Source organism: Streptomyces sp. CNB091 (genome assembly GCF_000377965.1).
On sequence record NZ_KB898993.1, the window covers coordinates 16,174 to 34,451 of the forward strand.

The following is an 18,278-nucleotide window of genomic DNA, read 5'->3' on the forward strand; positions in this document are numbered from 1 at the left end:
TGCGTTCCCTTCCGTTCAGGTCCTGGTGAGGACGAGTGCCGCGTTGTGGCCGCCGAAGCCGAGCGAGGTCTTGACGGCGCAGTCGAAGGTGGCGCCGCGGGCTTCCTTGGCCACCACGTCGATCGTGATCTCCGGGTCGGGTGCGTCCAGGTTGACGGTGGGCGGCACCAGTTGGTGCTGGAGGGCGAGCACGGTGAGCGCGGTCTCGATGCCGCCCGCCGCGCCGAGGGTGTGGCCGGTCATCGCCTTGGTGGAGGTCACCAGAGGGCTCTCGCCGAGGACCCGGCGGAGCATCGTCGCCTCGATCAGGTCGTTGGAGAGCGTCGAGGTGCCGTGCGCGTTGACGTGCCCGACGTCGGCCGGGGAGAGGCCCGCGTCGGCGAGCGCGGTGCGCAGGGCGCGCTCGATACCGAGGCCCTCGGGGTCGGGGGCGACGGCGGAGTGGGCGTCGCTGGAGGCCCCGTACCCGCTGACATGGGCGCGGACGGCGGCGCCCCGGGCGCGGGCATGGTCCGGGTGTTCCATGACGATCAGCCCGGCGCCCTCGCCGACGACGAAGCCGTCGCGGTGGGTGTCGAAGGGCCGGCAGGCGGCCGCGGGGTCCTCGCGGCGGGTGGAGGCGGCCTTGAGGCTGCAGGCGCTGGCGATCAGCAGGCGGGTGCAGGTGGATTCCGCGCCCCCCGCGATGACGATGTCGCAGGCCCCGGAGCGGAGCATCTGGTGGGCGGTTCCGATGGCGACGGTGCCGGAGGAGCAGGCGGTGGAGACGGCCTGGCTGGGCCCGTGGACGCCGAGGTCCAGGCTGACGCTGCTGGCCGCGCCGTTGACGACGCTGAGCGGGGCGAGCTTCGGGGAGACCCGGCGGGGCCCGCGCCCGGCGAGCGCGGCGTGCTGCTCGTCGTAGAAGGGCAGCCCGCCGTGGGCGGAGCCGACGACGACGCCGACGCGGCCGCTGTCCCAGACGGACGGGTCGAGTCCGGCGTCGGCGACGGCCTCGCGGGCGGCGATGACGGCGAGCTGGGCGAAGCGGTCCATCAGCCGCTGGGCGGCCACCCCGAGGACGGCTCCCGGGTCGCAGTCGGTGACGGAGTAGAAGAAGTCGCAGGGCAGCCCGTCCAGTTCGGGTCGCGGGCCGGCGGAGGGCGCGAGGCCCTCGGTGACGCCGTGCCAGGCGGCGTTCGCTCCCGTACCGGCCGCGGTGACCAGGCCGACGCCGGTGACGGCGGCGGCGAACGGGGCGAGCGGCGCCCGGCGGTAGGGCCGACCTGGGGCCGCGCTCATGCGGAGACCTTCCCGTCCACGGCCTCGACGAGGCGGTCGAAGGTGTCGCGCGAGGTGAGCGTGACGTCCTCCAGGTCCACGTCCAGCCGGTCCTCGATGTGCAGCCGCAGCTCTTCCAGCGCGAGGGAGTCCAGCCGCAGCCGGTGCAGCGGAACACCGGGGCGGATGGCCCCGGGGTCGGTTCCGAACTTCGCTACCAGCAGGGCGCTGATCTCTTCCGAAGTGCTCATTGGCGCTCCTGGGATCGGTGACGCGGTGACGCCGGCCGCGTGAGGGAGGTGGGGGGAGGGGCCATCGGGGGACGCCGGCTGCTCCGGAAGGACCCTTTATACGCCTTCCCGGGCGGGTTCCCGGCCCGCGTTCCCCCGTGCGGTGGGAGGGCTGTCCAGGTGTACGAATCCCGGGGGCGACTCGGGTGGGTGCCAGGATGGGGGCGCAGCCCGTACGGGACGGCACGAGAGAAGGAGAAAACCATGACGGCCGAGCAGGACGCCAACGCGGAGGTCGCGCTGAGCCCCGCCGACTGGGTCGCCCGGCAGGCCGAGCTGTACGAGTCCTCCGGCGGCACGAAGGGCACCACTCAGCTGGGTGTGCCCTGCCTGCTGATGGACTACGTCGGCCGGCGCAGCGGGACGGTGCGGCGCACGGTGCTCATGTACGGGCGGGACGGCGAGGACTATCTGATCGTGGCGTCCAACGGCGGCTCGGACCGCCCGCCGCTGTGGTACCTGAACCTCCAGTCCACCCCGGAGGTCGAGCTCCGCGTGAACACCGAGCGGTTCGGGGCCGTCGCGACGACGCTCCCGGCCGAGGAGAAGGCGCGGGTCTGGCCGGGGCTGGTGGAGCTGTTCCCGCGCTACGGGGAGTACCAGGCGGGCACCGAGCGGGACATCCCGGTGGTCCGGCTGACGCGGCGCTGACCCGTCGTCCGGCTGACGCGGCGCTAACCCGTCGTCCGGCTGACGCGATGCTGACCCGTCGTCCGGCTGACGCGGCGCTGACCCGTCGTCCGGCTGACGCGGTGCCGAGTCGTGGGGGCCAGGGGTGTCCGTCATGTCCCCGCGCGGAGTGTGTCAGACACCCCTGGGCGCGCCGGTCCGTGCCGAGCGCCGGGTTCACCGCTCCGGGAGCAGGTGGGCGAGCAGCAGCTTGATCACCAGGACGGGGGCGAACCAGGCCAGCTCGCCGGGGACGGCCACCGAGGTCGTCACGGCGGTGATCGCCAGGGCGGAGACGGCGAAGGCGACCGGTCGCCGGAGCTCCGCGGGGGTGATCAGGACGCATGCCGCCCCGGCGAGCGTGAGGGCGTAGACGACGCCGGCGGAGATCCAGCCGAACCCGGGGACGAGCAGGGCCAAGGCGAACGGCTGGATGTGGGCGGCCACGAACGCGAAGTGGTGGCGCCGGGAGCGCCCCGGCCGGTGGAACCGGCGCTTGGCCGACCGGGTGGCGTTGACGACCGTGCCACCGAACAGATCGAAGGCCACCACGGCGATCACGGTCAGCGTCGGCCACGCGTACGGGCCGCGCAGGGCGAGGGCTGTCGCGAACACGGCGCCGGCGAGCGCCCCCGCGTAACAGATGATCCGCTCGCCCCGCTCGGCGTCCGGGGCCACCAGCAGCGCGTCGAGCCGACGGGCCGCCGTGACCCCCGCGGCCCTCATTCCGCTCCCCCGCGGCGCAGCCCCTCGACGCACACGTCGAGGAGAGGCTCCGTCAGCTCCGCGACCGGCAGGGTGGGGTCGACGATCCACTGCACCAGACAGCCCTCGATCGCCCCGACGACGACCACCGCGTGCCCCGCGCCCACCCCGGCGCGGCAGACCCCCTCGGCCTCGGCGTCGGCGAGCAGCTCGGCGATCACCGCGCGGTACTCCCGGTACACGGCCGCGATGTCGACGCCGGCGGGGGCGCCCTGCCGTCCGGCGGCCCACAGGTCGATGAGGATCCGGGCGAGTTCGGGCTCGGCCACGACCATGTCCAGCACCGACCGCACCAGCCGGGCGAGCCGCTCCAGTCCGTCTCCCGGACCGGTGCGGGCCTGCTGGAGCACCGCCCGCGCGTGGGCCCTGTACTCCTCGAAGGCGGCCGTGAGCAAGGCGTCCCGGCTGTCGAAGTGGAGATAGACGCTGCCCTTGGCGACGCCCGCTTCTCCGGCGACGTCGTCCACCCGGGTCGCGGCGAACCCCTGCCGGGCGAACACCCGCACCGCGGCCTTCAGGATCAGGTCCCGGCGCGCCGCCGGGTCGGCTCTCCTGGCCATGCCGTGGCCCCTCTGTCGAATGACTGACTGGTCAGTCATTGTAGGGCACCGCGCGACGCCAACCGCCGCCATCGCAGCGGAGATCGGGCCGGGCCGCACCTTCGCACGCAGGGTGGGAGACACCGGCGGAGGAGCCCGCCTAAACTCCGCGATCATGACCATGGAAACGGTTCAGGCCGACCCGTCCGCCCTCGGCGGCCCCGCTCTCTTCGACACCATGTCCACCATGCGCGCCATGCGCCGCCTCAAGCCGGACGCGGTGCCGGACGAGACGATCGAGCAGCTGATCCAGGCCGCCGTCTGGGGACCCAGCGGCGGCAACATGCAGTGTTACGAGTACGTGGTGGTGACCGACCGCCAGGTGATGGCGCGGCTCGCCCCGCTGTGGAAGCGGTGCGTCGACGCGTATCTGGCGACGACCGGGAAGTACGCCCCCGCGGGCATGGACGAGGCGGCGTACGGCCGGATGGTCGCGGCGATCGAGCATCAGCGCGACCACTTCGCCGACACCCCGGTGCTGATCGTGCCGTGCTACCGGTTCCCGGAGCCGCGCCTGGACGAGGAGGGGCTGGCCGCGTCGGCGCGGGCGCTCGGCCCGGCGGGCACGGAGCACATGATGAACACGCAGACGCGTTTCCAGGCGCTGGCCGAGGGCTCCTGCGTCTATCCGGGAGTACAGAACCTGCTGCTCGCGGCCAGGGGGCTGGGGCTCGCGGCGAACATCACCATCTGGCACCTGATGCTGGAGCAGGAGTGGAAGCGGGAACTGGGCATCCCGGAGGAGATGGCGACGTTCGCCGCCGTGCCGGTGGGGTGGCCCGCGGGCAACTTCGGCGCGGTCCGGCGCCGGCCGGTGGCGGACGTCATCCACCGCGACCGCTGGTAGGGCGTCTTTCGAAAGCCCCGCCCGCTGGGCGGCGTCCGGCCCGCACCGCCCTCGCCGGCACCCCCTGTCGGGTGACACTCGACATCACCCGACGGGGCGGCGGCGGCTCACAACTCCCGTAATTTTGCAGGATGTTGCCAGCAGAATCACCCCCTCGACTCTTTGTCATGCCCACTCCATCTCGATAGCCTGACCGTGTTCGGCATCCCTCTGGCCCGCCCCGGGCCCGAGGGCTTTTCTCTTCCCTCCACGCCCACCCCACAGAGCAGGAGCCCTCATGCCCCTACGCACCGCCGCCCGAACCCGGGCCCGCGCCTGTGCCGTGGCGGCCGTCATGGCCACGGCCCTCCTCGCGGCCGGGCACCCGGCGACCGCCGCCCCGCGAGCGGACACGCCCGACCCGATGAACCGCGCGTTCGCCGAAGCGGCGGACGCGTACGGCGTACCGCGCGATCTGCTGGCCGCCGTCGGCTACGGCGAGAGCCGTCTCGACGGCCACGCGGGCGCGCCCAGTCAGGCGAACGGCTACGGCGTGATGCATCTGGCGAGCAACCCGGCCAACCGCTCCCTGGAGAAGGCCTCCGAGCTGACCGGCGAGAGCGCGGCCCGGCTGCGCCGGGACACGACGGCCAACATCCTCGGCGGCGCGGCCGTCCTGCGCGACCACGCCGACGCGCTGGGCCTGGACGCCGCCGAGCGCCGGGACGTGAACTCCTGGTATCCGGCGGTGGCCCGCTACAGCGCCGCCCAGGGTCCGGCCGCCGCGCTCTACGCGGACGCGGTCTTCACGTCCCTCGCCGAGGGCGTGTCCGCCACGGCGCCCGGCGGCGAGGAGGTCCTCGTACCCTCCCGGCCGGTCGACCCGGACAAGCGTGCGCTGGCGGCGTCCGACGGCTACGCCGCGAGCCCGGACTACCCCTCGGCGCGCTGGGTTCCCGCGTACTCCGGGAACTTCGTCGTCGGCCGCAAGGCCGCCATCGACAAGGTGGTCATCCACACCACCCAGGGGTCGTACGCCGGTTCCATCAGCTGGTACCAGAACCCGGCCTCGGAGGTCAGCGCGCACTACACGATCCGCTCCTCGGACGGTGAGGTGACCCAGTCGGTCCTGGAGAAGGACACCGCCTGGCACGCCGGCGGCACCAACTCCTCGTCCGTCGGGATCGAGCACGAGGGCTACGTCGACAACCCGGCCTGGTACACGGAGGCGATGTACCGGTCCTCCGCCGCCCTCACCAAACACCTGGCGGCGCGGTACGGCATCCCGAAGAACCGGTCGCACATCATCGGCCACAGCGAGGCGCCCGGCGCCGACCACACGGACCCCGGCCCCAACTGGGACTGGAACCACTACATGGAGCTGATCGACGGCGACCCGGGCAGCGGCGGCGACGGCCTGACCTTCCCCACGTACACGACCCAGCGGTCCGGCTCCACCGGCCCGCAGGTCAAGGCCGTGCAGACGCTGCTCAACGCGCAGGGTTACCAGGCGGGCGCGGCGGACGGCAGCTTCGGGCCCACCACGCAGAGCGCGGTGCAGGCGTTCCAGCGGGCCCGCGCACTGGAGGCCGACGGGGTGGTCGGCCCGAAGAGCTGGACGGCCCTGCTGTCGGCGGGCACGACCCCGGCCCTGTCGCGGGGCAGTTCGGGCGACGCGGTGAAGCGGCTCCAGCGGTCCCTGACGGCGGCGCTCGGGACCACCGTCGGCGTGGACGGCGGTTTCGGCCCGGCCACGGAGACGGCGGTACGCGGCTACCAGACCAACCGGAAGCTCTCGGTCGACGGCAAGGTGGGCCCGGCCACGTGGAAGGCGTTGCAGAGCGGGAAGTGAGCGCGGGCCCGGGCGGGCCCTCCCCTGCTCCGGAGGGGCCGCCGGGGCCTGCCGGGCCGCGCCCGGGGCCGGTACCGTCGTGGTGTGTGCTACTACGCGATGACGCACTACAAGCTGCACTTCGCCTGCGTTCCCTGCCGCGTCAGCTTCAAGCGGCATCCCTCGGGCGACCGGGAGCAGCCGTGCCCGAACTGCGGTCGCGCCCTCGTCTGCGCGGGCCACGACTTCGCACCCCCGCCGCACCGTGACACCGCGGCCTGGGGCGCGGTGGCGGCCGTCCTGGGGGCGGGCCTGCGCTACGAGGGGCTGGAGCCGTGCGGCTGCGGCAAGCTGCCGCGTTTCCGGCCCCGGAGGCGCGCGGAGGTCCGGGCCCGGCTGGCCGTGGCGGCCCGGACGGGTCTGCCGGTCGCCGAGGCGCTGGCCCGCCGCGACCCGGCGACCCCGGAGGCGGACTGACCGCCACGGGCACGAGGCGCACGGCGTCCGGGGCGCGGCCTACTCCCCCGTGCCGACGGGGTACCCGATCTCCTTGACGTCCTCGGCCAGTTCGGCGGGGATCCGCTCGGGGGCGAGGGCGGCGATCACCTCGTCGGTCAGCGGTCGCAGCGCATAGACGTGGCGTACGGCTTCGAGGTCCACGGAGACCTCGAAATGGTCCTCGGCCCACTCCTGGTAGGACTCGGGGGTGCCCGTGACGAGGAGCTGGAAGAGCCAGTCGGCCCCGTCCGAGTCCTCACCGTCCTCCGGGAAGTCGACGGCGCCGGCCCGCCAGCGGTCGTCGTCGCTCGCGCGCCAGAGGCAGGCGGTGACGACGGGCATGCCGAACTCGTCGGTGAACGAGGGCTCGTCGACGTAACGGCGGAACACGGCGGGCACCTCGTCGAGCACCCCGGGCCAGGGGCCGTCGTCCACGTACGGGCTCATCGGCGACTCGTGGTCGAAGCCGCGCGCGTACGCCCCGTCGGCGGAGAAGACCACGGAGTACTCGCCGCCCGAACCGTCCCGCATCGAGGCCATCGCCTCCGTCGGCGACCAGTGCGCGTCGTAGCTGTGCCAGCGGTGGTCCCACTCGGGACACAGGATCGCGTCGAGCATCGCCAGGGAACGGCAGAGGTCGGTGAGGGCGGATATGCCCGGCAGCCTGCGGGCCACGTCGTGAACGCTCATGGTCATATCCAACCGCACCGGCCCGGCGGGGCCGTTCGCACGCTCCCCCGAACACCCGCCGGGCGGACGGCGCCCCCGCGCCGGGGTCAGGGGCGCCAGTCGAAGGGGAAGTGCTTGCTGGATCCACCGCGGTACTCGTGCGAGAAGTCGAACCCTTCCGCGCGATCACTCTCGACGACGCCCCACGTGGCGATCTGTCCGGGGCCGACCTCGGAGCCCGGAGCGTTGACCAGCTGAACGCGGCGGGAGGGGTCGGCCGTGGGACCGGTGAGGGCGGTCGCGCCGACGGAGACCTTGTCGTCGACCCGGGCCCGCCAGTACGAGAGATCCTCGGCGGCGTCGAAGTGGACCGGTGCGTGCCGCACCTCGCGCAGTTCGCTGATGAGCGAGCCGAACTGGCCCGGCCAGCCGCCGACATGACCGGCGAAGATCTGCTCCAGCGCTCCACGCTGGGCCTGGTCGCCCTTGGCGTCGATGTAGAGCATCACCTTCATCGTGGCCTCCGGGTCGCCCACCCACATGTTCCCGGCGAACTCGCCCAGCGCCACCACGCCCAGGCCGTCCAGGGAGACGTCCCCGAAGTGCCCCTCGTGGACCTGCCAGACCAGCGTGAAGAGGCAGTCTCCATGGGTCGGCGTCTGGGCGAACGTGCAGGGGCAGGGCAGCGCACAGCTGCACACGTCGAACCATTCACCCCGCAGGTGCCAGTCGGGGAGCGTGCCGTCGTTCGTGCCCGCCCGGACGACGGCGGGGGCGCTCTGCGATGCGGCGGAAGTGGTGCACATGGGGGTCCCTCCAGATCATGTATCACGTATACCCCTAGGGGGTATCTTGCTCACAAGGGAGAGACTAGAGTCCGACCCGCTTCCTGGTCAACTACCCCCATGGGGTATACAAATCGACTCACTGACGCATGTTGGTCCCGCACTCCGGAGGAGGGAGTGCGGGACCACGTCAGCAGGTCACTTCAGGCCGAAGGCCCGGATGATCTCCTGGTCGACGACGAGCCCGCCGGGCCCCTCCGCGTGCGCCTTGAGCGAGACCGAGGTCGCGCCCTTCGACGGAGTGCGGAACGTGGCGGTCCACTCGCCGGTCCTCTTCTTGCGGAGGTCCACCTTCGTCCAGTGCTCGCCGTCGTCGTAACTGACGGACATCGAGGCCTTGTTGGCCTTCACCGCGCCCGGCAGCCACTCCTGGGTGGTGGAGGAGAGGCCGATCTCCGTCGTACGGCCGGCCCGGACGTCGCCCGCCAGGTCGGTGTCGACGGCGTAGTCCAGCTGGAGCATCGGGATGTCGGCCTGGGACGGGCCGTCCTCGTCCAGAGCGCCCGAGACGAAGCCCCACTCGGAGTGGGTGCGGGTCGACGTCTTCCAGGTCTCCGCGTCCCGCTCCGAGTCGATGACCAGGCGGTACGGGAGCTCCTCGGCGGGGAGGTCCCAGACGTATCCGGCCCTGCCCGCACCCTTCTTCAGCTCCTTGTCGCCCTGGTAGACGGCGTAGGAGGTGGTGTCGTACTCGTCCTCGGGCATCGCGCCGGAGTGGCCCGCGCCCGCGTCCGTCCACGGCGTGACGTTGAACTGGACGTCGTTGGAGACCGTGCGGAACGGACCCCAGTAGCCGGTGCCGAGACGGGGGCGGACCACCGGGGCGAACCACTCGGCGCGGTACTCCTCGCCCGCCCGGTAGTCCAGATCGGCGCTGCGCATCTCGTGCGCCCGGCCCGACTGCTCCGCGTCCAGGACCGCGTGGCTCTCGTACCAGAAGGAGTCGCCCGGCAGCGGGTTGACCCATTCGGTGCGGACGTCCGGGAACTGCTCGTACTCCTCGAAGCCGAGGCCGGGCCCGTACTCCGGGATGTCGTAGCGGTAACCGCCGCCGAGCGTCTTCTCGTGGCCGTAGAACGTGTTCTCCACCTTGGCGAGCTGACGGGGCGAGGGGGCGAACGTCAGCGAACGGTCCGGGATCGTGCCGTCGTGGCGGTCCACCAGGTCGTACAGGTAGTCCGCGAACTTCTTCTGGTCGACCTGGACCTTCTTGCCGCGCTGCGCCGCCCTGATCAGGCTCTCGCCCGCGGAGGCCTGGACCGAGGCGACCGGGATGGTGGTCTCCTCGCCGTACGGGGTGTAGCTCTCCATCGCCACGCCACGCTCGTCGTTGACGACGAACAGGGCCTCGGCGCCGGCCGCCAGCGCCGCCGCGAGACGTTCGGCGGGAGCGACGTCGGCGCTGCGGGTGATGACCACGGCCTTGCCGCGCGCGTTCACACCCCGGTACTCCGCCGGCGCGCCCTGGCCCGCGTACACCGCCTTCAGCTTCTGCCTGCTGTCCTCGGCGACGGCCGCGCCGCCCTGGACGTAGACCGGCACGTCCCGGCCGTCGGCTTCGACGTCGATCAGCTCCTCGCCCTGTCGCCAGCGGGTCAGGAAGCTGAAGCTGCCCTGCGTGACCTTCTCGGTGGGGCTCGCCCACAGCTGGTCGTACGTCAGCGGGATTTGGTACGCGTCACGCTGGACGGTGCCGTCCGGGGCGGTGCGCGCCATGTCGTAGCGGAGCTGGCGGGTCTCGGTCTCCTTGGGCGTGCGCACGTCGATCCTGCGGGCCTCGGAGGCGTCGAGGGTGACGGTGGTGGAGCCGGTGAGGATCGTCTCGGGGGCCGCGAGGAACGCGACCGCCCTGGAGTCGGGGCGGTCGCCGTCGATGTCCACGGTGGCCCAGGTGGTGTAGTTGCCGGGCGGCAGGCGCAGGGTGGTCTCGCCGCCGCTGACCTGGACGAGGCCGAGCTGCGGGTCGCCCAGCTCGGCGAGGACGACGACGCCGTCCATCGGCTTGCCCGACCGGTCGCGGAGCTTCACCGTCAGGTCGTGCAGCTCCTTCTCCTTGGTGAGCGCGAAACCGGTGTGCGCGACCGTCGTGCCCGCCGCGTCGGTCGCGACGACCTGGCCGGAGAAGGTGGTGTCGTTGGCGACCTTCGCCGGGTCCAGTGACAGGACGGCCTCGGCGGTGCCGCCCGCCGGGACGGTCAGCGTGTCGGTGGACAGCGTGTACGCGGCCTCGTCCGTGTCGGTGGCCAGGTTCAGCGTGATGTCCGTGTCACCCGCGTTGCGGTAGGTGACGGTGCGCTCGGCGACCTGGTCGGACGGGCTGTGCGGCCAGTCGTAGGAGGCGACCTCGACCGAGCCGGTGGCCTCGATCGTCGTGTCGATCGCCGCCTTCACATCCAGCCGGCCGGTGCCCTGCTCGTACGGGGTGTAGGCGTCGAGCTTCCTGGACGAGGTCATCAGCGCGTTCTTGATGCGCTGACCGGACCAGTCGGGGTGACGCTGTTTCAGGATCGCCGCCGCGCCCGCGACGTGGGGCGTGGCCATCGAGGTGCCGGACAGCGACTGGTACATGTCCTCGATGCCGGGGATCGACTGCGAGGCCGCCGCGCTGATGTCGACTCCGGGGGCCGACAGGTCGGGCTTCAGGCCGTGGGAGCGGACCAGCGGTCCCATCGAGGAGAAGGGGGCCCGGCCGTCCTGTTTGTCGACGGCAGCGATGGTGAGCGCCTGCTCCGCCGAGCCGGGCGAGCCGATGGTGCCCGCCCCGTACGCGTTGCCCGCCGCGATCACGAACAGCGGACCGCCGGCCGCCGAGAGGGAGTTAACCGCCTGGGACATCGGGTCGGTGCCGTCGTCGGGCACCGGGGAGCCGAGGCTCATGGAGACGACGTCGGCCCCTTCGGCCTTGGCCCACTCCATGGCCTCGATGATCCCGGAGTCCGCGCCGGAGCCCTCGTCGCCGAGGACCTTGCCGACGAGCAGTTCGGCGGCCGGGGCGACGCCCTTGTTGGCGCCGTCGGAGGCGGCGCCGGATCCGGCGATGGTGGAGGCGACGTGCGTGCCGTGACCGTTCTTGTCGTCGACCTCCTCGCCCGGGACGAAGCTGCGGGCGCCGACGACGCGGTCCTTGACGTCCGGGTGGTCGGCGTCGATGCCGGTGTCCAGGACGGCGACCTTGGCGCCCTTGCCGTCGAAGCCGTCGGCCCACGCCCGCGGAGCGCCCACCTGCGGCACCGACTCGGTCAGCAGCGCTTCGGAGCGGCCGTCCAGCCAGAGCTTCGCGATCCCGCCGTCGAGCGAACGGGCCTTGCTCGAACGGGTGATGGAGCTCCAGAACGTCCGCGCGTCGTCCTTGTCGGCCGTGAGCGCGGTCCCGTTGACGGATGCGAGGGTGCGGACCTTCTTCGCGCCGCGCGGGGCCGTGGGCAGGGCCTTGGCGCGGGCGGGCGGATAGGTGGCGATGAGCGGGACGGAGCCGGTGCCCTCGTCGTCGTAGCCCATCCGCACCAGGGCCGAGACGTTGAACAGCCGCCGGTCCAGGACGCCGGACGCGATCAGCGTGGTGGCCTCGTCGGGCAGGACGTACACGTCCTCGCCCGCCTGCTGGACGCGGACGCCGCCGTCGGCGCCGTGGGGGCGGTCCACGGTGACGGTGTCCTGGTCGCCGGGGCCGTCCCCGTAGCGCACGACGTCACCGGTGATCAGGGTGACGGTGTGGCTCTCGGTTCGTACGTCGGAGCGCGGAGTTTCGGCGCGGGGTGCGGGGGCGGCGCCGGCGGTGCCCGCGAAGGGGACCAGCATGCCGCCCAGCAGGGCCGCCGAGGTCGCCAGGAGCAGGGCTCTGCGTCCCGGGCGAGCGGGTCTCGCCCGGCCGAGAACGGAGGAGGGGGAAGAAGTCATGCAGCTGATCTACCGGCAAATCCGGGGCGACCGCTGCGTATCCGACGGGCGGGAAACCGCCGTGGCGGCAACCCGCCCGGGACGGACGGGGTGTTGACGGGAGGTTGACGGACGTTTCAGGCCACCGAGACGAGCGGCTGTCCGCTGCTGTCGTGATGGATGGGGGTATGCGCCCCGGTGAGCGGTACGCCGCTGCCGCCGCGCCGGACCGCGACGATCTCGGCGGCGATGGACAGCGCCGTCTCCTCCGGCGTACGGGCGCCGAGGTCGAGGCCGATCGGCGAGTGCAGCCGGCCCAGTTCACGGTCGGTGAGGCCGGCCTCGCGCAGCCGGTCGTTACGGTCCAGGTGGGTGCGGCGGGAGCCCATCGCGCCGACGTAGGCGACCGGGAGGCGCAGGGCGGCCTCCAGCAGCGGAATGTCGAACTTGGCGTCGTGGGTCAGGACGCAGAGCACGGTACGCGCGTCGGTCGCGGTCGTGGCGAGGTAGCGGTGGGGCCAGTCGACGACGATCTCGTCGGCCTCGGGGAAGCGGGCCGCGGTGGCGAAGACCGGGCGGGCGTCGCAGACGGTGACCCGGTAGCCGAGGAACTTCCCGGCACGGACCAGCGCGGCGGCGAAGTCGATGGCGCCGAACACGATCATGCGGGGCGGCTCCACGCTGGACTCGACCAGCAGCTCGATGGGCCGGCCGCAGCGGGAGCCTTCCGCGCCGATGGCGAGCGGCCCGGTGCGGCCCGCGTCCAGCAGGGCGCGGGCCTCGGCGGCGGCGGTCCGGTCGAGCGCCGGATGGCCGCCGAGCCCGCCCTCGTGGCTGCCGTCGGCGCGGACCAGGAGCGGGAGTCCGAGCAGTTCCGCGGGTCCGTCCGTGACCCGCGCCAGCGCGGCCGCCGTCCCCTCCGCGGCGGCCGCGAGCGCGGCGGCGAACACCGGGCGGGCGGGGTCGTCCGCCCGTACCGGTGTCACCAGGATGTCGATGACGCCGCCGCAGGTCAGACCGACCGCGAAGGCGTCCTCGTCGCTGTAGCCGAAGCGCTCGCGGACGGATACCCCGTCGTCCAGGGCCTGTTGGCACAGTTCGTAGACGGCCCCCTCCACGCATCCGCCGGACACCGAACCGATGGCCGTGCCGTCGCGGTCGACGGCGAGGGCGGCTCCTGGCTGCCGGGGCGCGCTGCCGCCGACCGCCACGACGGTGGCGACGGCGAACTCGCGTCCCTGCGAGACCCACCGGTGCAGCTCTTCGGCGATGTCCAGCATGGCGTATCTCCTTAGGCGGGAAGGGGGCCCGGGCGTCAGTGGACGCCCAGCCAGCTCTCGATCGGGTTGAGGGCGAAGAAGACGATGAAGATCACCGTCAGCCCCCACATGAAGGCCCCGACCTCGCGGGCCCGGCCCTGGGCGAGCTTGATGGCGCTGTACGCGATGACGCCCGCGGCGACACCGGTGGTGATGGTGTACGTGAAGGGCATCAGGACCACGGTCAGGAAGACCGGGATGGCGACCGATCGGTCGCTCCAGTCCACGTGCCGGGCGTTCTGCATCATCATCGCGCCGATGACGACGAGGGCGGCGGAGGCCACCTCGGTCGGCACGATCGCGGTGAGCGGGGTGAAGAAGAGACAGGCGGCGAAGAAGAGTCCCGTGACGGCGGAGGCGAGCCCGGTCCGGGCCCCTTCGCCGACGCCGGTGGCCGACTCCACGAAGACCGTCTGGCCGGAGCCCGATGCGACACCGCCGATGACGCCGCCGGCGCCGTCGATGAACAGCGCCTTGGACAGGCCCGGCATGCGGCCCTTGTCGTCGGCGAGCTTGGCCTCGGTGCCGACGCCGATGATGGTGGCCATCGCGTCGAAGAAGCCGGCCAGCACCAGGGTGAAGACGATCATGCCGACCGTCATCACACCGACGTCGCCCCAGCCGCCGAACTCGACGTTCCCGAAGAGCGAGAAGTCGGGGGCGGAGACCGCGCTGCCCTCCAGCTCCGGCGGGCCGCTGCTCCACTTCTTGGGGTCGATGTCGACGATCGCGTTGATGACGATGGCGACCAGGGTGCCGACGGCGATGCCGATCAGGATCGCGCCGGGGATGTTGCGCGCCTGGAGCATGAAGATGAGCAGGAGGGTCACGCAGAAGATCAGGACGGGCCAGCCGGCGAGTTCACCGGCCGGACCGAGGGAGACCGGGGTCGCCGCGCCCTTGTGGACGAACCCGGCCTTGTAGAGGCCGATGAGGGCGATGAAGAGCCCGATGCCCATGGTGATGCCGTGCTTGAGCGCGAGCGGAATCGCGTTCATGATCAGCTCGCGGAGGCCGGTGACCACCAGAAGACAGATCACCACACCGTAGATCACACACATGCCCATGGCCTGCGGCCAGGTCATGTTGGGCGCGACCTGCGAGGCGAGTACACCGGAGACGCTGAGCCCGGCGGCGAGCGCCAGGGGCACCTTCCCGACGAAGCCCATGAGCAGGGTCGTGGCGGCCGCCGCGAACGCGGTCGCGGTGATCAGGCCGGGCTGGCTGAGGAGGTTGCCGTTGACGTCCTCCCCGCCCAGGATCAGCGGGTTGAGCAGGAGGATGTACGCCATGGCCATGAAGGTCGTGACGCCGCCGCGCAGCTCGCGCGCGACGGTGGATCCTCGTTCGGATATGTGGAAGTACCGGTCGAGCCATGATCTTCCGGCGGGAACGCGCGAGCCTGGGCCCGCACCTTCCGGACTGGTCTTCGGTTCCACTGACTGCTGGGTCATGATGCCTGACTCCCAAGGTTCACAGGGGCACCCGCTTGGAGATTCCTGAATGCGGGATTTGGGATGACTGCGTCGGCTGCACGACCCGGGGACGGCCGGGACGGACTGTTGAAGCAGAACGGATGTGCCGGCGGCACGGATGGTCCGTGAGGCGTTGCCGTGCGCTCGGCACGGCGAAGAACCGCGAGCGGTGCGGTACTTGGTGCCTCCGGACGGTGCGGGGTGCGGAAAGGTGTGACGTTCTCGGCGCTGCGCACCGCCCGGAGAGTTCGGGGGGCTGCTCGGAGTCCGGGGCCGCTCGGAGTCCGGGACTGCTCGGAGTCTGCCGGGCGACGACCGGTGGGAGGTCGCCCGGCAGGTCTCTCAGGTGCTGGTGAGGTGTTCGGGCCGCACCGGCGTCCTGTTGAGCTCAAGACCCGTCGCGTTCCGGATCGCCGCGAGGACGGCCGGGGTGGACGACAGGGTGGGGGCCTCGCCGATGCCGCGGAGCCCGTACGGGGCGTTCTCGTCGGCGAGTTCGAGCACGTCGACCGGGATCGTCGGCGTGTCGAGGATGGTGGGCAGGAGGTAGTCCGTGAAGGACGGGTTGCGCACCTTCGCGGTCTTCGGGTCGACGATGATCTCCTCCATCACGGCGACCCCCATGCCCTGGAGGGTGCCGCCCTGGATCTGGCCGAGGACGGAGAGCGGGTTGAGCGCCTTGCCGACGTCCTGGGCGCAGGCCAGTTCGATGACCTTGACCAGGCCCAGTTCGGTGTCGACCTCGACGACCGCGCGGTGCGCGGCGAAGGAGTACTGGACGTGGCCGTTGCCCTGTCCGGTGCGCAGGTCGAACGCCTCGGTGGGCCGGTGGCGCCACTCCAGCTCGATGTCGATCGCCTCGTCCTCCAGGACGTCGGCGAGGTCGGCCAGCACCTCGCCGCCGTCGGTGACGACCTTGCCGCCCTCCAGGAGGAGTTCGGCGGTGGCCCAGGCCGGGTGGTAGGTGCCGAACTTGGTGCGGCCCAGCTCCAGGACCTTCTCCCGTACGGCTTCGCAGGAGTTCTTGACCGCGCCGCCGGTGACGTACGTCTGGCGGGAGGCGGAGGTGGATCCGGCGGAGCCGACCCGGGTGTCGGCGGGGTGGATGGTGACCTGGTTGACGCCGAGTTCGGTACGGGCGATCTGGGCGTGGACGGTGACGCCGCCCTGGCCGACCTCGGCCATCGCGGTGTGCACGGTCGCGACCGGTTCGCCGTTGATGACCTCCATCCGGACCCGGGCGGTGGAGTAGTCGTCGAAGCCTTCGGAGAAGCCGACGTTCTTCAGGCCGACCGCGTAGCCGACACCCCGCACGACGCCTTCGCCGTGGGTGGTGTTGGAGAGCCCGCCGGGCAGCGCGCGGACGTCGACGGAGGTGCCCTCGCTGCCTGCCGCCAGCCACTGCTGTTCGGGCGGCAGCGGCCGGGACTTGACCCGGCGCAGCAGTTCGGCGACCGGGGCCGGCGAGTCGCAGGGCTGTCCGGTGGGCAGCAGGGTGCCCTGTTCCATGGCGTTGAGCTGCCGGAACTCCACCGGGTCCATGTCCAGCTTCGCGGCGAGCTTGTCCATCTGCGCCTCGTAGGCGAAGCACGCCTGGACCGCGCCGAAGCCTCGCATCGCGCCGCAGGGCGGGTTGTTGGTGTAGAGCGCGATCGCCTCGATGTCGACGTCCTCGATGACGTACGGGCCGACGGAGAGCGAGGAGGCGTTGCCGACGACCGCCGGGGAGGCGGAGGCGTAGGCCCCGCCGTCCAGGACGATGCGGCACTTCATGTGCGTGAGCTTGCCGTCCTTGGTGGCGCCGTGCTCGTAGTGGAGCTTCGCCGGGTGCCGGTGGACGTGGCCGAAGAAGGACTCGAACCGGTTGTAGACGATCTTGACCGGCTTGCCGGTGCGGAGCGCCAGCAAGCAGGCGTGGATCTGCATCGAGATGTCCTCGCGGCCGCCGAAGGCCCCGCCGACGCCGGAGAGCGTCATACGGACCTTCTCCTCGGGCAGGCCGAGGACGGGGGCGATCTGGCCGAGGTCCGAGTGCAGCCACTGGGTGGCGACGTACAGCTCGACGCCGCCGTCCTCGGAGGGCACCGCGAGGCCGGACTCGGGGCCGAGGAAGGCCTGGTCCTGCATGCCGAAGGTGTAGTCGCCGGTGACGATGACGTCGGCGCGCTTCGCGGCCTCGTCGGCGTCGCCGCGGATGATCGGCTGGCGGTGCACGATGTTGGGGTGCGGGACGTGGCCGATGTGGTGGTCGTCGCGGCCCTCGTGGACGAGCACGGCGTCGGGAGCGGTCGCCGAGGCCTCGTCGGTGACGAGGGGCAGCTCGCGGTACTCGATCCTGATCTTGGCGGCGGCGCGGCGCGCGGTCTCCGGGTGGTCGGCGGCCACGATGGCGACCGGCTCGCCGTGGTGACGGACCTTGCCGTGGGCGAGAACCGGGGTGTCCTGGATCTCCAGGCCGTAGTTCTTCATCTCGGCGGGCAGGTCGTCGTAGGTCATCACGGCGTAGACGCCGGACGTCGCCAGCGCCTCGGAGGTGTCGATGGAGACGATCTCGGCGTGCGCGACGGTGGAGCGCAGCGTCTGGCCCCACAGCATGTCCTCGTGCCACATGTCGGAGGAGTACGCGAACTCACCGGTGACCTTGAGGGTGCCGTCGGGGCGGAGCGTGGACTCGCCGATGCCGCCCTTGGTGGGCGACCCCTGGGTGATCTTGGTGGGCGTCCCGGCCGGTACGGTCCGGTCCTTGGGGGGCGTCGTCATGACTGGACCGCCTCTTCCTGACGGGCGGCCGCGAGGCGGACCGCGTCGAGGATCTTCTCGTAGCCGGTGCAGCGGCAGAGGTTGCCGGAGAGCGCCTCACGGATGTCCTGGTCGGACGGCGAGGGGGTGTTCTCCAGCAGCTCGTCGGCGGCGACCAGCAGGCCGGGGGTGCAGAAGCCGCACTGGACGGCTCCGGCGTCGATGAACGCCTGCTGGATCGGGGAGAGTTCGACGGCCTCGCCGGTCTGGCCGTCGGTGGGCCTGGACTGCCAGCGCTTGGCGGCGTCCAGGCTGGTGCCGCAGGCGCCGGAGGCGCAGCCGCCGCCGGGGTGGGCGTCCTCGCGGTGCTTGGCGTAGTCGGCCAAGCCCTCGACGGTGACGACCTCGCGGTCCTGCACCTGGCCGGCGGCGACGAGGCACGCGCAGACCGGGACGCCGTCGAGGCGGACGGTGCAGGATCCGCACTCGCCCTGCTCGCAGGCGTTCTTGGAGCCGGGCAGGCCCATGCGCTCGCGCAGGACGTACAGGAGGGACTCGCCCTCCCACACGTCGTCGGCTTCCTGCTGACGGCCGTTGACCGTGAAATTGACTCGCAT

At 72.0% G+C, this 18,278-nt stretch carries 15 protein-coding genes; 4 read left to right on the forward strand and 11 right to left on the reverse strand.

The features are described from left to right. Window positions 1-15: 15 nt before the first annotated feature. Complete coding sequence (locus tag D581_RS0108255) at window positions 16-1,281, reverse strand: beta-ketoacyl-[acyl-carrier-protein] synthase family protein (RefSeq protein ID WP_018956765.1); 1,266 nt, start codon at window positions 1,279-1,281, stop codon at window positions 16-18. Next, window positions 1,278-1,511, reverse strand: coding sequence for an acyl carrier protein (locus D581_RS0108260; protein ID WP_018956766.1), 234 nt, complete (start codon window positions 1,509-1,511; stop codon window positions 1,278-1,280). Before D581_RS0108260 ends, D581_RS0108255 begins: the two co-directional genes overlap by 4 nt. Window positions 1,512-1,754: 243 nt before the next feature. On the opposite strand from D581_RS0108260, the gene D581_RS0108265 reads away from it, so the two are divergent. Then, entirely contained in the window at window positions 1,755-2,201 is a 447-nt protein-coding gene (locus D581_RS0108265; RefSeq protein WP_018956767.1) for a nitroreductase family deazaflavin-dependent oxidoreductase, read from the forward strand. Window positions 2,202-2,396: 195 nt separating this feature from the next. Here D581_RS0108265 and D581_RS0108270 read toward each other — a convergent pair whose 3' ends face one another. Next, window positions 2,397-2,945, reverse strand: a complete 549-nt coding sequence (locus tag D581_RS0108270) for a hypothetical protein (RefSeq protein WP_018956768.1) — start codon at window positions 2,943-2,945, stop codon at window positions 2,397-2,399. Continuing rightward, window positions 2,942-3,544: a TetR/AcrR family transcriptional regulator gene (locus D581_RS0108275; protein WP_018956769.1), complete on the reverse strand. Its 603-nt coding sequence runs from the start codon at window positions 3,542-3,544 to the stop codon at window positions 2,942-2,944. Before D581_RS0108275 ends, D581_RS0108270 begins: the two co-directional genes overlap by 4 nt. A gap of 154 nt (window positions 3,545-3,698) precedes the next feature. On the opposite strand from D581_RS0108275, the gene D581_RS0108280 reads away from it, so the two are divergent. From D581_RS0108280 to D581_RS0108290, 3 genes are all read left to right on the forward strand, one after another. Continuing rightward, a complete protein-coding gene (locus D581_RS0108280) occupies window positions 3,699-4,430 on the forward strand; it encodes a nitroreductase family protein (protein ID WP_018956770.1) in 732 nt (243 codons plus the stop codon). Between the two features lie 277 nt (window positions 4,431-4,707). Then, window positions 4,708-6,261, forward strand: coding sequence for an amidase (locus D581_RS0108285; protein ID WP_018956771.1), 1,554 nt, complete (start codon window positions 4,708-4,710; stop codon window positions 6,259-6,261). An 84-nt stretch (window positions 6,262-6,345) separates the two neighbouring features. After that, window positions 6,346-6,717 (forward strand): hypothetical protein, encoded by a 372-nt coding sequence (locus D581_RS0108290; RefSeq protein ID WP_018956772.1) that lies wholly within the window; start codon window positions 6,346-6,348, stop codon window positions 6,715-6,717. A gap of 39 nt (window positions 6,718-6,756) precedes the next feature. Here D581_RS0108290 and D581_RS0108295 read toward each other — a convergent pair whose 3' ends face one another. The 7 genes from D581_RS0108295 to D581_RS0108325 form a co-directional block, all read right to left on the reverse strand. Beyond that, on the reverse strand, window positions 6,757-7,428 hold the full coding sequence (locus tag D581_RS0108295; RefSeq protein ID WP_026290328.1) for a hypothetical protein: 672 nt from the start codon (window positions 7,426-7,428) through the stop codon (window positions 6,757-6,759). A gap of 86 nt (window positions 7,429-7,514) precedes the next feature. Beyond that, a complete protein-coding gene (locus D581_RS0108300) occupies window positions 7,515-8,213 on the reverse strand; it encodes a DUF1326 domain-containing protein (protein WP_018956774.1) in 699 nt (232 codons plus the stop codon). Between the two features lie 177 nt (window positions 8,214-8,390). After that, window positions 8,391-12,050, reverse strand: a complete 3,660-nt coding sequence (locus D581_RS0108305) for a S8 family serine peptidase (protein WP_018956775.1) — start codon at window positions 12,048-12,050, stop codon at window positions 8,391-8,393. Between the two features lie 215 nt (window positions 12,051-12,265). Then, complete coding sequence (locus tag D581_RS0108310) at window positions 12,266-13,408, reverse strand: XdhC/CoxI family protein (protein WP_018956776.1); 1,143 nt, start codon at window positions 13,406-13,408, stop codon at window positions 12,266-12,268. A gap of 35 nt (window positions 13,409-13,443) precedes the next feature. After that, window positions 13,444-14,901 (reverse strand): NCS2 family permease, encoded by a 1,458-nt coding sequence (locus D581_RS0108315; protein WP_026290330.1) that lies wholly within the window; start codon window positions 14,899-14,901, stop codon window positions 13,444-13,446. Between the two features lie 363 nt (window positions 14,902-15,264). Then, the gene (locus tag D581_RS0108320; RefSeq protein ID WP_018956778.1) at window positions 15,265-17,682 is read right to left on the reverse strand and encodes a molybdopterin cofactor-binding domain-containing protein; all 2,418 of its coding nucleotides are present in this window, start codon (window positions 17,680-17,682) and stop codon (window positions 15,265-15,267) included. Next, window positions 17,679-18,278, reverse strand: coding sequence for a (2Fe-2S)-binding protein (locus D581_RS0108325; protein ID WP_018956779.1), 600 nt, complete (start codon window positions 18,276-18,278; stop codon window positions 17,679-17,681). The genes D581_RS0108320 and D581_RS0108325 overlap by 4 nt, the downstream gene beginning before the upstream one ends.